General features: G+C 72.9%; 10 protein-coding genes. 1 reads left to right on the forward strand and 9 read right to left on the reverse strand.

Annotation, left to right across the window (positions count from 1 at the left end):
• Nucleotides 1–124: 124 nt before the first annotated feature.
• The 9 genes from ACFZB3_RS42140 to ACFZB3_RS42180 all read right to left on the reverse strand — a co-directional run bounded on the left by ACFZB3_RS42140 (nt 125) and on the right by ACFZB3_RS42180 (nt 12013).
• Nucleotides 125–1258, reverse strand: a complete 1134-nt coding sequence (locus ACFZB3_RS42140; protein ID WP_391386968.1) for a SpoIIE family protein phosphatase — start codon at nt 1256–1258, stop codon at nt 125–127.
• Between the two features lie 294 nt (nt 1259–1552).
• The gene (gene pheT, locus ACFZB3_RS42145) at nt 1553–4120 is read right to left on the reverse strand and encodes a phenylalanine--tRNA ligase subunit beta (protein WP_391386971.1); all 2568 of its coding nucleotides are present in this window, start codon (nt 4118–4120) and stop codon (nt 1553–1555) included.
• Complete coding sequence (pheS, locus tag ACFZB3_RS42150) at nt 4120–5241, reverse strand: phenylalanine--tRNA ligase subunit alpha (protein WP_391386973.1); 1122 nt, start codon at nt 5239–5241, stop codon at nt 4120–4122. Before pheS ends, pheT begins: the two co-directional genes overlap by 1 nt.
• Before the next feature lie 126 nt (nt 5242–5367).
• A complete protein-coding gene (locus tag ACFZB3_RS42155; RefSeq protein ID WP_391386976.1) occupies nt 5368–6504 on the reverse strand; it encodes an ATP-binding protein in 1137 nt (378 codons plus the stop codon).
• 54 nt (nt 6505–6558) lie between these two features.
• Nucleotides 6559–7419, reverse strand: a complete 861-nt coding sequence (locus tag ACFZB3_RS42160) for a TrmH family RNA methyltransferase (protein ID WP_391386979.1) — start codon at nt 7417–7419, stop codon at nt 6559–6561.
• Nucleotides 7420–7519: 100 nt separating this feature from the next.
• Entirely contained in the window at nt 7520–8509 is a 990-nt protein-coding gene (locus tag ACFZB3_RS42165) for a sugar-binding domain-containing protein (protein ID WP_391386982.1), read from the reverse strand.
• A 41-nt stretch (nt 8510–8550) separates the two neighbouring features.
• Nucleotides 8551–10116, reverse strand: a complete 1566-nt coding sequence (locus ACFZB3_RS42170) for an FGGY family carbohydrate kinase (protein WP_391386985.1) — start codon at nt 10114–10116, stop codon at nt 8551–8553.
• A complete protein-coding gene (locus ACFZB3_RS42175; RefSeq protein WP_391386988.1) occupies nt 10113–11123 on the reverse strand; it encodes a transketolase C-terminal domain-containing protein in 1011 nt (336 codons plus the stop codon). The genes ACFZB3_RS42170 and ACFZB3_RS42175 overlap by 4 nt, the downstream gene beginning before the upstream one ends.
• A complete protein-coding gene (locus ACFZB3_RS42180) occupies nt 11120–12013 on the reverse strand; it encodes a 1-deoxy-D-xylulose-5-phosphate synthase N-terminal domain-containing protein (RefSeq protein WP_391386991.1) in 894 nt (297 codons plus the stop codon). Before ACFZB3_RS42180 ends, ACFZB3_RS42175 begins: the two co-directional genes overlap by 4 nt.
• Nucleotides 12014–12192: 179 nt before the next feature.
• On the opposite strand from ACFZB3_RS42180, the gene ACFZB3_RS42185 reads away from it, so the two are divergent.
• Nucleotides 12193–13176, forward strand: a complete 984-nt coding sequence (locus tag ACFZB3_RS42185; protein ID WP_361291414.1) for a sugar phosphate isomerase/epimerase family protein — start codon at nt 12193–12195, stop codon at nt 13174–13176.
• The last annotated feature ends 77 nt before the right edge of the window (nt 13177–13253 follow it).

A 13253-nucleotide genomic window follows, 5' to 3' on the forward strand; every position in this document is an offset into this window, starting at 1 on the left:
CTGTCGCGGAGAGTGTCGGACCGGTTGACTGAACTGCCTCGCAAGAGGCCGGCCGGGCCGCCGGCTCCCCCTCGTACAGTGCGGTGGCCTGGCCGTCGGCTCGGCCGACCAAAAGAGGGGGGCGTTAAAGGTAGTTCGTCGGCTGCGGGTGCGTGGGGGTTGCTCGCGCCCGCGCGGCGGAGCCGCTGATGTCACCGCCCCGCGCCCCCAAACAGGCACGTTGCGGTGCGCGTTCGTTGCTCAACACGAGGAGAGCGATGTCGTCGGTCGGGCGGCCGTTGGTGTGGTGGAGCAGGGCGGTGAAGACCGCTCGGAGGATGGTCTGAGGAGAGACCGGGCGGTCTCGGACCGCTTCCCTGAGCGCTTCCGGCAGGGAGAAGAAGTGGCCCTTCGGGCTTCTCGCGTCCTCCGCGCCGTCCGTGAAGAGGACGAGCGACTCGCCGTCGAGCAACTGGCCGCAGTCGGTTGCGGTCAGGTCCGTCGGCAGCGGGAAAGGCCCGAGAGGCGGCAGTGGATCGGCCACCGACAGGGGCTCGACCCGCGCACCGCTGAGCACGTACGGCCACGGATGTCCGCAGTTGATCACCCGAAGCTCGCCGTCGCCCGCGATCTCCAGCAGCAGTACGGTCACGAACTCCTCGGCCACCGGGCTGTCCGGGTCCTGGGCGCCGCCGGCCGGGTGTTCCGCCCTGGCTCGTTCTCGTAGGTGCCGGGCGAGGGCGCGGTCCAACCGGCCGAGCACCCGCCCGAGTTCGGGCTCGTCGTGGGCGGCCTCCCGGAAGCTGCCGAGGACGGCGGCGACCGTACCGATCGCCGACAGTCCGTGCCCGCGTACGTCGCCCATGACGACCCGTACGCCGTGTTCGGTGGCGACGGCCTCGTAGAGGTCGCCGCCGATGCTCGCGCCCCGGTCCGCGGAGAGCTGGGCGGCGGCGACGTGCAGCCCGGCGAGCCGGGGCGGCAGCGGCCGCAGCAGTACGCTCTGCGCGGCGCCGGCGACCATGCGGGCCTGCCGCAACTCCTGCAGCAGGGCCCGGCGGACATGGAGTATGAGCCCGGTGCCGACCGCGAAGAACACGGCGCTGGTGACGATCCGCGCGCCGAGCCCGTGCTGCTCGGCCAGCGGGCATCCGAGTTTGTAGCCGACCGCGACGGCGCCCCACACCGTGGGCAGCCCCAGGGCGAGGGCACGGCGCCTGGGCCGTGAGTTCGTCCGGGGCCGCCTGCTGCGGGGAACCCCGGCTTTGATGCGGATCATGCCAATGGCCCCCATGTAGGCGCCTGACAGAACAGACGGACCGGCCCCGAAAGGCCGGTCCGATTCTGTCGACGGCATGCCCCGAAAGGGCCATGTCCCGGATGGATCTCACCCAAATGAGTGACCACCCACCGGACACCCGCATTTATGCAGGTAGCAGCACATGTAAGCGCCCTCAGGGAAGCGCCCTGAAAGGGGCGCTGGGGGTACCCCCGGCCGAAGGCTGGGGGAGGAACTGCGCGACCAGCCACGACGAAACCCGCGCCCGGCCGAATCGCGCAGCCCCCACGGCGCCTAGCCGCGCAGCACCGCTCCCGTACGCTCCCCGGCAAGGGCGACCGCCGCGTCCCGCGCAGCCGACGCCTCGTCCACGGTCAGCGTGCGATCGGACGCCCGGAACCTCAGCGCATACGCCAGCGACTTCTTTCCGTCGCCGAGCTGCTCGTCGTTGACATACACGTCGAACAGCCGGATGGCTTCGAGCAGTTCACCCGCACCCTCGCGCAGCGCCGCCTCGACCTCCGCCGCCGGCACCGGCTTGTCCACCACGAGGGCGACATCCTGCGTGGCCACCGGGAAGGTGGAGATGCCCGGCGCTTGCGGCGTACCGTCGCCCACCTGCTCCAGCGCGTCCAGGTTCAGCTCCATCGCGCAGGTGCGGGCCGGCAGCCCCAGGGCCTTGACCACGCGCGGGTGCAGCTCGCCGGCGTGGCCCACGACCTGCTCCGCGCCGTCCGCGACGACGATCAGTTCGGCACAGCGGCCGGGGTGCCACGGCCCGTACTGCCCGGACCGCACGATCAGCTCGGCCCCGGCCTCGCGCGCGACCGCGCGCCCCGCCTCGACCGCGTCGGCCCAGTCGGCCGGACGGCCCTTGCCCCACCAGCCGGCCTGCTCGCGGGCGCCCGCGAGGACGACGGCGACATGGCGCGGCTGCTCGGGCAGCACGGCGTCGAGCGCGGCGAGCTCCGCGTCGGTCGGGCGGCGGTCGACCGGCAGGTGGCCGGCGATGCCCTGCTCCGCGTGCGGGAGGAAGACCAGGCCGGTCTCGAACAGCGCCAGGTCGTGCGCGCCCCGCCCGTCGTTGCGCCGCAGCGCACCGAGCAGGCCCGGCAGCAGCGAGGTACGGAGCGCGGGCTCCTCGTCGTTGAGCGGGTTGGTCAGCCGGACGACACGGCGGGCCGGGTCGTCGGCGGCCAGGCCCAGCTGGTCGAAGACCTGCTCGCTGACGAACGGGTAGTTCGGCGCCTCGACATAGCCGGCCCCGGCCAGCGCACGGCCGACCCTGCGGTGCAGGCGCTGCCGGTGGGTCAGGCCACGGCCGGCCGGCGGCTTGGGCAGCGTGGAGGGCAGGTCCTCGTAGCCCTCCAGGCGGATGACCTCTTCGGCCAGGTCGTTCTGCTCAAGGAGGTCGGGCCGCCAGGACGGGACGGTCACGAGCAACTCGTCCTGCCCGCCCGTCGCCCGACCACCACCCCCCAACGACGCGTTCCACGCGGCAGTATTTCCATAGACATCGCAGCCGACCTCCTGGAGCCGGCGGACGACGGTCTCCCGGCCGTACTCGACACCCGCGACCTTGTCGGGGTGGTTTGCCGCGACCGTGATGGTGTGCGGCGCGGACGGCGCGATGGCCTCGGTGACGCCGGCCTCGGCGGTGCCGCCGGCGAGCAGCACCAGCAGGTCGACCGTGCGCTGCGCGGCGGCGGCCGCGGCCTGCGGGTCGACGCCGCGCTCGAAGCGGCGGGAGGCCTCCGAGGACAGCTTGTGCCGGCGGGCGGTGCGCGCGATGGCGACGGCGTCGAAGTGGGCCGCCTCGATGACCACGTCGGTCGTGGCGTTCTCCACGTCCGCGTGGTCGGCGATCTCGGTGTTGGCGCCGCCCATGACGCCCGCGAGGCCGATCGGGCCGCGGTCGTCGGTGATGACCAGGTCCTCGGCGTGCAGCTTCCGCTCGGTGCCGTCGAGGGTGACGATCTTCTCGCCCTCGGCCGCGCGGCGGACGCCGATGGTGCCCTGGACCAGCTTGCGGTCGTAGGCGTGCAGCGGCTGGCCGAGCTCCATCATCACGTAGTTGGTGACGTCGACCGCGAGGGAGATCGGGCGCATGCCGACCTTCTGCAGGCGGCGCTGGAGCCAGATCGGGGACCGGGCCTCGGGGCTCAGACCGGTGACGGTGCGCGCGGTGAAGCGGTCGCAGCCGAGCGGGTCGGAGACCTGGACCGGGTAGCCGAAGGCGTTCGGACCCGGCACGTCGAGGAGGGCCGGGTCGCGCAGCGGCAGGCCGTAGGCGATGGCGGCCTCGCGGGCCACGCCGCGGATGGACAGGCAGTCGCCGCGGTTGGCGGTGACGGCGATGTCCAGGACCTCGTCGACCAGTTCCAGGAGCTCGATGGCGTCCTTGCCGACCTCGGTCTCCGGCGGCAGCACGATGATGCCGTGGGTGCCGTCGGAGCCCATGCCCAGCTCGTCGCTGGAGCAGATCATGCCGTGCGAGGTCTTCCCGTACGTCTTGCGCGCGGCGATGGCGAACCCGCCGGGCAGCACCGCGCCCGGGAGCACGACGACGACCTTGTCGCCGACGGCGAAGTTGCGGGCGCCGCAGACGATCTCCTGGGGCTCACCGGTGCCGTTGGCGGTGCCGACGTCGACGGTGCAGAAGCGGATCGGCTTCTTGAAGCCGTCCAGCTCCTCGATGGTCAGCACCCGGCCGACCGCCAGGGGGCCCTTGAGGCCGTCGCCGAGCTGCTCGACGGTCTCGACCTCCAGGCCGCCCGAAATGAGCTTGGCCTGCACGTCACGGCCGGTCTCGGTGGCCGGCAGGTCGACGTACTCCCGCAGCCAGGAAAGCGGGACCCGCATCAGATCTCCATCCCGAACGGCCGGGTGAACCGGACGTCACCCTCGACCATGTCTCGCATGTCCTCGACGTTGTGGCGGAACATCAGCATCCGCTCGATGCCGAACCCGAAGGCGAAGCCGCTGTACTTCTCCGGGTCGACGCCGCAGGCGGTGAGCACCCGCGGGTTGACCATGCCGCAGCCGCCCAGCTCGATCCAGCCCTCGGAGGAGCAGGTACGGCAGGGACGGTCGGGGTTGCCGACGGACTCGCCCTTGCAGACGTAGCAGAGCATGTCCATCTCGGCGGACGGCTCGGTGAAGGGGAAGAAGTTCGGCCGCAGCCGGGTCTTCATGCCCGGACCGAAGAGCGACTGGACCATGTGGTCCAGGGTGCCCTTGAGGTCCGACATGGTCAGGCCCTCGTCCACGGCGAGCAGCTCGACCTGGTGGAAGACCGGGGTGTGCGTGGCGTCCAGCTCGTCGGTGCGGTACACGCGGCCGGGGCAGATCACGTACACCGGCAGCTCGCGGTCGAGCAGCGAGCGGATCTGGACCGGCGAGGTGTGGGTGCGCAGCACGACACCGGACTCGGTGCCGCCCTGCGGGCCCTGCACGAAGAAGGTGTCCGCCTCGCCGCGGGCCGGGTGGTCCGGGCCGATGTTGAGGGCGTCGAAGTTGAACCACTCGGCCTCGACCTGCGGGCCCTCGGCGACCTCGTAGCCCATGGCCACGAAGATGTCCTCGATGCGGTCGGACAGGGTGGTCAGCGGGTGGCGGGCGCCGGCCGGGACGCGGTCGTGGGGCAGTGTGACGTCCACCGCCTCCTCGACCAGTACCCGGGCGTCACGCTCGGCCTCCAGCTCCTCCTGGCGGCCCGCGAGGGCCTTGTTCACCGCGCCGCGGGCCTGGCCGACCAGCTTGCCGGCGGCGGCCTTGGCGTGCGGGGGCAGGGCGCCGATCTCGCGGTTGGCGAGGGCCAGCGGGGAGGTGCCGCCGGTGTGGGCGACCTTGGCCTCCTGGAGCGCGTCGAGGGAGTCCGCGGCGGCGAAGGCGGCGAGCGCCTCGTCCCGCATGCGCTCGATCGCTTCCGGTTTCAACGCCTCGACCTCGACAGGGTCGTACGACTTATTGGGTGCCGACATCTCTTCCCGTACTTCCGATTTGGCTGGCGGTGGGTCCCCGAGACCGTTGGTGGGCCGTGAGAAGGACACAAAGGTGCCAAAGGCCGAGTCTAACGGGGTGGAGGTATACGAAGAGCCCGTGGGCCGTCAGGCGAGATACGCCGGAACGCTCACGGGCAACGTAAATCGGAACTCGGCGCCGCCACCGGGGGCGCGCCCGACCGTGATGACGCCGCCGTGGGCCTCGACGATGCCCTTGACGATGTACAGCCCGAGCCCGGTGCCGCCGCGCTTGCTGCCCCGCCAGAAGCGGGTGAAGACGCGGTTCATGGATTCCTCCGGGATGCCGGGCCCTTCGTCGCTCACCGTGACCGACGTGCCGGTGTCCTCCCCTTCGCGCGGGGACGCCGTGGCCGTGATGTCGATGGTGACAGTTCCCTCGCCGTGCCGCACGGCGTTTTCGATGAGGTTGCTGAGGACCTGGTCGACCTTGTCGGGGTCGGCCCAGAGCGCGGGCAGCGGCTGCTCGACGCGGAGCAGGAAGCGGTCGGCGGGCTGCCCGGCGGCGACGTACGCCTGGATGTGCCGTCCGACGGCCGCGCCTATGTCCACGGGCTGCCGGCGCACCTCAAGGCGTCCGCTGTCGATCCTGGAGATGTCCAGCAGCTCGGCGATGAGCCGGGTGACCCGGTCGGCGTCCGCGTCGACCGTCTCCAGCATCAGCCGTTTCTGGTCGTCGGTGAACCGTTCCCACTTGGCGAGCAGGGTCGCCGTGAACCCCTTGACGGAGGTCAGCGGCGAGCGCAGCTCGTGCGCGACGGTGGCGATCAGCTCGGCGTGGCTGCGTTCGGTACGGCGCCGGGCCTCGGTGTCGCGCAGCGACACGACGACCCGGCGCACCGGCCCGGTGGGCTCGGCCCGCACGTACCTGGCGGACACCAGCACCTCCCGGCCGCCGGGCAGCAGCAGGTTCCGCTCGGGCTGGCCGACCCGGATGGCGAGGCCGCCGTAGGGGTCGGTGAGCTGCCACCAGCGCCGGCCTTCCAGATCCTCCAAAGGGAGTGCCTTCTCCAGGCGCTGCCCGAGGGCGTCGGCGGGGGCGGTGGCGGTGATGCGGGCGGCGGCGGCGTTGAAGCAGACGACGAGACCGTGTTCGTCGGCGACCACCAGGCCGTCGGGCAGTTCGTCGGGGTCGATGCCGAGCCCGGTGAGGTCGCCGTGCCGGGGCGCGGGCACGCGGCCGGCGCCGCGGCCCCCCGGCGCGTTGCTGGTGCCGACACTCATACCCCGTACTCCACCTCTCAGACGGCGCAGCAGGCCCCCGAGCTGGTCACCCTACTAGCTCTCGGTGACGGAGCGGCACCCTCCGGAGGCGCGCTGTGCACGGGCCGATGCGTAGAGACATACGGCGGCGGCGGTGGCGAGGTTCAGGCTCTCGGCCTTCCCGTGGATCGGGACGCGCACGACGGCGTCCGCCAGCGCGCGGGTCTCCTCCGGGAGCCCCCAGGCCTCGTTCCCGAACACCCAGGCCGTGGGCCCGCCCATGGTCCCCTTGTCGAGCTCGTCGTCGAGGTCGTCGGTGCCGGCCCCGTCGGCGGCGAGGATCCGCACGCCGACGCCCTTGAGCCCGGCGACAGCCTGCTCGACGGGGACGCCGACGGCGACGGGCAGGTGGAAGTGCGAGCCGACGGACGCCCGGACCGCCTTCGGGTTGTACAGGTCCACGGAGGCGTCGGTCAGTACGACCGCCTCCGCCCCCGCGGCGTCGGCGCACCGCAGCACGGTGCCGGCGTTGCCGGGGTCGCGGACGTTGGCGAGGACGGCGACCAGCCGGGGGCGGGTGGCGAGGATCTCCTCGAACGGCGTGTCCAGGAACCGGCACACCCCGACGAGCCCCTGGGGCGTCACCGTGGTGGAGATGTCGGCGATGACGTCCTCGTCGGCGAGGTGGATCCGGGCGCCGGCGGTCCTGGCCGCTCCGATGATGTCGGCGTACCGCTCGGCGGCCTCGACGGTGGCGAACAGCTCGACGAGCGTCGCCGTGTCACCGACCCGGTGCCCGGCCGCCTCCCGCACGGCCTGCGGGCCCTCGGCGAGGAACAGCCGCTCCTTGCCCCGGAAGTTCCGCCGCTCCAGCCGCCGGGCGGCGGCGACACGGGCAGAGCGGGGGGAGATGAGCTCGGGGGTGGCGGGAGGCATCTGTGGTTCACCTTCACAACAGCGGTCGGTCACGGCGGGCGGCAGGTCCGCACCGCCGCCGTACCAGTCTCGCGCACCCGGGGCGGGCGGCGCGGCGGGGTCAGGGCTCGTCGAGCAGCCGGCGGGCCGTGCTGATGTCGGTGACCAGCGTGGTGATCCAGCGGCCCCGCACCGCGGCGCGCACCGCGCCGTACTTGCGGTCGCCGCCCGCGACGGCGATCCGGCGCGGGGCGCTGCGGAGCTGGTCCACGGAGACCCCGATGGTGCGCTCCCCGAGGCCCGCGTCGACGTGCACGCCGTCCTCGTCGAAGAAGCGCTGGCAGATGTCCCCCACCGCGCCGAGCCGGCGCAGCCGGGTGAGCTCCTCGTCGGCGACCGCGTTGCCGCTCAGCTGCAGCAGCGGGGAGGGCTGCAGGCTGCCGATGCCGACGAGGACGGCGGTCAGCCGGTCCCAGGCCTGGCCCACCTCCAAGACGGTCGCGTCGTGCAGCAGGGACAGCCGGGCCTGGGCCGACCCGACCAGTCCGGGGGCCCGGACGAACAGCGGCCCGGCGCCTATGAGTTCGGCGAGCCGCGCGGTGAGCCGGGTCGCCTGCACCTGGCCCTGCGGGTCGCCCATGCCGCCCATCAGCTGGACGACCTTCTCGACGCCCCGCACCCGGGCGGGCTGCATGACCTCGACGGCCGCGAGCAGGGTCTCGCTCCAGGTCGAGACGCCGATCACGTCGCCCGGCCGGAAGGCGGTCTCCAGGTAGGTGGCCGCCGCCGAGCCGAGCGCGCGCAGCAGGGTGCGCGGGTGGTCCGGCAGGTCGTCGCTCTCGACGATGACCACGTCGGTGAGGTCGTAGCGGTCGGCGAGCGCGTCCTCCAGTTCGCTGTGGATGCCGGGCGGCGACACGACGATCGTCCGTACGACACCGCGTTCGGCCGCCTGGCGCAGCAGCCTGGACACGCCCGCCTGGGAGAGTCCGAGGGCCTTGGCGATCTCCGCCTGGCGCAGCCCCTGCTCGTGGTACATGCGCGCCACGCGGACGATCAGCCGGAGCTTGTCCGCGGATTCGTTGCTGCTGAGGTCGGCATGCTGGAACACAGGTCGCACCCTACTGGGCCCGGGGGCGGTGCTCGGAGTGTTCATGGTGTGCCGCGGTCCGCCGGATCCGCGGCGGCGGCAGCTCCGTGGGCTGCCGGATCCCCGGCGGCGCCACCACCGCGGGCCGCGGGATCACCGACGACGGAACAACCGCGGGCCCGGGCGACCGCCTCGTGCCAGGACCGGATGCCGCGTTCCCGTTCCGCCTCCGGCAACTGGGGGCGGTACACCTCCTCGGCGCGGGCCTGGCCGGCGAGTCCGTTCCTGGTGAACATCCCGAGTGCGCAGCCGGCCAGCCGGGCCGCGCCGAGGGCGGAAAGGTCGCGGTCCCGGGGGCGGCGCACGATCCGCCCCGAGACGTCCGCCTGGAGCTGCATCAGGGCCGCGTTGTCGGTGGCGCCGCCGTCGGCGAGGAGGGCGGTGACGCGTCCGTTCGCGGTGTCGAGGCCCGCGACCACGTCCTCGATCTGGTACGCGACGGACTCCAGGGCGGCGCGGGCCAGCTGGGGCAGGCCGGTGCCGAAGGTGAGTCCGCTGAGCAGGCCGGTGGCGTCGTTGTCCCACCAGGGTGCGGCGAGGCCGCCGAACGCCGGGACGAGGTGGACGCCCGCGGCGTCGGGTGCCGCGAGCCCGGCCAGCTCGGCCTCGCCGACGCGGAACAGTCCGGCGAGCCAGCGCAGGGTGGCGCCGGAGGAGCGGATGTTGCCCTCCAGGGCGTACGCGGGGATGCCGTCGTCCCAGGCGATGGTCAGGCAGAGCGGGGAGCCCTCGGCCCGGTCGGGTCCGGAGATCAGGCCCATGACCGAGGAGCCGGTGCCGTAGGTGACCTTGACGCTGCCGGGGAGGAAGACGCCGTGCCCGAACAGCGCGGCATGGGAGTCGCCGAGCACCGAGAGCACGGGGGTGCCGTCGGTGAGCGGCGGCAGGCCGCGGACGGCGGGGAAGGGCCCGGTCGACGCGGTGATCCGGGGCAGTGCCTCGCGGGGGATGTCGAAGACGTCGAGGAGCCGCTCGTCCCAGTCCCGGCGGCGGACGTCGAGCAGCTGGGTGCGGGCCGCGTTGCCCAGTTCGACGAGATGGTCCCCGCCGCCGCCCAGGCGCCACAGCAGCCAGGAGTCGACGGTGCCGAGGCACAGCTCGCCGCGCCGGGCGCGGGTGCGGTCCGGGTCGTGGGTGTCGAGCAGCCACTGGGCCTTGAGGGCGCTGAACATCGGGTCCAGGGGGAGCCCGGTGACGGCGCGGACGTGCTCGCCGAGGCCGTCGGCGAGCAGGGTGGCGCACCGGTCGGCGGTGCGCCGGTCCTGCCAGCCGATCACGGGGCCGAGCGGGCGCCCGGTGGCACGCTCCCACAGCAGGCACGACTCCCGCTGGTTGGTCAGCCCGACGCCGGCGACGAGGCCCGGATCGTGTCCGGCCAGGCATGTCGCCACGGCGGTCAGGACGCTGTCCCAGATGTCGTCGGGCGACTGCTCCGCCCAGCCCGGCCGGGGATGGCCGATGGCGAGCGGGGCGGACGCCGAGGCGACGACCGCGCCGTCGGCACGCACCAGGAGCGCCTTGGTCGCGGAGGTGCCCTGGTCGACGGCGAGCAGCAGCGGCTGGTTCATGACGCCGAGGATGTCAGGCCGAGGACCTCGCGGGCGGCGCGGTGGACGCCGTCCGCGGTGAGCCCGAAGTGCTCCAGGAGCCCTTCGGGGCTGCCGGTCGGTGCGAACCCGGTGACGCCGAGGAGTCTCAGCGGGACCGGGTGGTGCTGGCCGGTGAGCGAGGCGACGGCGGCGCCCAGGCCGCCGCTGAGGGTGGCCTCCTCCGCCACCACCAGGCCCCGGGTCTCCTCGGCGGCCCGCAGGATCGCGGCCCGGTCGAGCGGGTCGACGAAGGGGACGTTGAGGACGCGTGCGGAGATGCCCTCGGCGTGCAGCCGGTCCGCGGCGGTCAGGGCGCGGGAGACCAGGGTGCCGATGGCGACGAACGTGACGTCGTCGCCGTCGCGCAGCACCTGGGCGCGCCCGGGCTCGAAGGGGGCGTCGGGCGGGGTGACGTCGGGGACCTTGAAGCGGGGGATGCGCAGGTAGCTGGGGCCGTCGTGGGTGTACGCCCAGCGCAGGGCGGCCCGGGTCTGGGCGCGGTCGGCCGGGACGACCACGGTGAGGTCGGCCACGGCGCGCAGCCAGGACAGGTCCTCGACGGAGTGGTGGGTGGGGCCGAGTTCGCCGTAGGCCATACCGGGGCTCTGGCCGCACAGGATCACCCGGAACCCGCTGTAGGCGCAGTCGGCCTTGATCTGTTCCAGGGCGCGTCCGGTGAGGAAGGGCCCGGCGGCGGAGACGAAGGGGACGAAGCCGGCGTTGGCGAGGCCGGCGCCCACGCCGACCATGTTCTGTTCGGCGATGCCGACGTTGACGAGCCGGTCGGGGAACTCCTCACGGAAGGCGACGAGGTTGCTGGAGCCGACGGAGTCGTTGCAGACCACGACCACGCGTTCGTCCTGGCGGGCGAGGGCGGCCAGTTCCTCGGCGAAGACCGTCCGGCAGTCGTACACCGGCGCGTCGGCGGGGGTGGGGGCGGCAGCGGAGTCGGCGGCGGGGGCGGGCGGGGTGTGGGTCTCGGTCACCGGGTCAGCTCCTCGACGGCGGCGTGCACCTGTTCCTTGGTGGGCACCTTGTGGTGCCATTCGGCGCGGTCCTCGATGAACGACACGCCCTTGCCCTTGACGGTGTGGGCGACGACGGCGACGGGCCGGCCGGTGGTGGAGGGGGCGAAGGCGGCACGCAGCGCGCCGTGGTCGTGGCCGTCCGTCTCCCGGACCTCCCAGCCGAAGGCGGCGAACTTCTCGGCGAGCGGATCCAGCGCGACGGTGTCCTCGGTACGGGCGCCCTGCTGGAGCCGGTTGCGGTCCACGACGGCGCAGAGCGCGGCGAGCCGCTGGTGGCCGGCGGTCATCGCGGCCTCCCAGTTGCTGCCTTCCTGGAGCTCGCCGTCGCCGAGCACGACGACCGTGCGGGCGCCGTCGCCGCGCAGCCGGGCGCCGAGCGCGCAGCCGACGGCGACCGGGAAGCCGTGGCCCAGGGGGCCGGTGTTGGTCTCGACGCCGGGGACCTTGCGGCGGTTGGGGTGGCCGTTGAGCGGCGAGTACGGGGCCATGTAGCCGGTCAGTTCGCTCTTCGGGAAGTAGCCGCAGCGCGCGAGGGTGGCGTACAGGGCGGCGGCGCAGTGCCCCTTGCTGAGGATGAGCCGGTCCCGGCCCGGGGCCTGCGGCTGTTCGGGGTCGACGTCGAGGACGGCGCCGAAGAGGGTCACGAGGATGTCGGTCACGGAGAGGTCGCCGCCGATGTGTCCCATCCGGGCCCGGTCGATCATGTCGAGGACCGTCAGCCGGACGTCGGTGGCCAGGGAGTGCAGCAGGCGCACGGCGTCCGGGGGGTCCGCGGCGCGGACGGCCTGCCGGAGTGCGCGGTAGTCCGCGGCGGCGGAGCGATCAACAGCGAGCACCTGAATATCCATTCAGCTATGTGATTTCTACGCAGTCGGATCATGCGCCGCGCCGCACGGCACCGTCAACCCCTCGAAACAGGGCCCGAAAATCTACAGTTGCACCACTCTTGACGCGCACCCTCGCCGGAATCTACGGTCCCGGCCATCGAAGACAGCACATCGAGAATAAATATTCAGAAGGAGTTGTCGTGGCCCCGCACCCGGTCCCCCGCACCTTCACCGGTGGCATGTGGACGTTCGGCCGCATCATCGACCGCTATGCGACGGACGGCTACGGCCCCGTCGTCCCGACCCTGGACACCATCGAACTGGCCGCGGAATCAGGCGACCTGGTCGGTCTGGATCTCAACTACCCCTTCGACAAGGGCGTGACGGTCGAGGACGTCGGCAAGTCCCTCACCGCGCACGGTCTTTCCGCGGTCTGCGTCACGCCCGTCATCTACGACCGCGGCTTCCGCACCGGCTCGTTCACCGCGCCCGACCCGGCCACCCGGGCCCGCGCCCTGGACCTGGCGCACGAGTCGGTCGACGTGGCCCGCCGGCTGGGCGCGGGGTATGTGAAGTTCTGGCCCGGACAGGACGGGTACGACTACCCGTTCCAGGTGGACTACGCCACCCTGCGCCGGCACGCCGTCGAGGGCATCCGGGACGTCGCCCGTGCCTTCCCCGACGTCACCTTCGCCATCGAGTACAAGCTCAAGGAGCCCCGCAACCGGCTGTTCTGGTCCACGGCCGCCGCCACGCTGCTCGCGATCGAGCAGATGGGCGTGGACAACGTCGGGCTGGTCGTCGACTTCGGCCACTCGCTGTTCGCCAAGGAGAACCCGGCCGAGGTGCTCACCCTCGCCCACTCGATGGGCCGGCTCGTCGACATCGAGCTGGACGACAACTACCGCGAGTGGGACGACGACCTCACCGCGGGCGCCCTGCACCTCGTGGAGACGCTCGAATTCCTGCACGTGGTACGCGAGATCGGCTGGGACAAGCCGCTCAAGCTCGACCTCTTCCCCTACCGGGAGCACCCCGGCGACGCGGTCCGCGAGTCGGTCGCCACGCTGCGCGCGCTGGAGGCCAAGGCCGCCGCGCTCCCGCTCGACGCGCTGCGGGCCGCCCAGGCCGCGCACGACGCGATGGCCGTCCAGCGGATCGTCCGCACCGCACTGCTCGGCTGAGCCGACCGGCGTCCGCGGCGGCCGCACCGCGACGCCGGCCGCCCGGCCCACCCTCAGGAGCCGCCATGTCCCACCCC

Source organism: Streptomyces sp. NPDC008092 (genome assembly GCF_042957285.1).
In the GTDB taxonomy this organism is placed as follows: Bacteria; Actinomycetota; Actinomycetes; order Streptomycetales; family Streptomycetaceae; genus Streptomyces.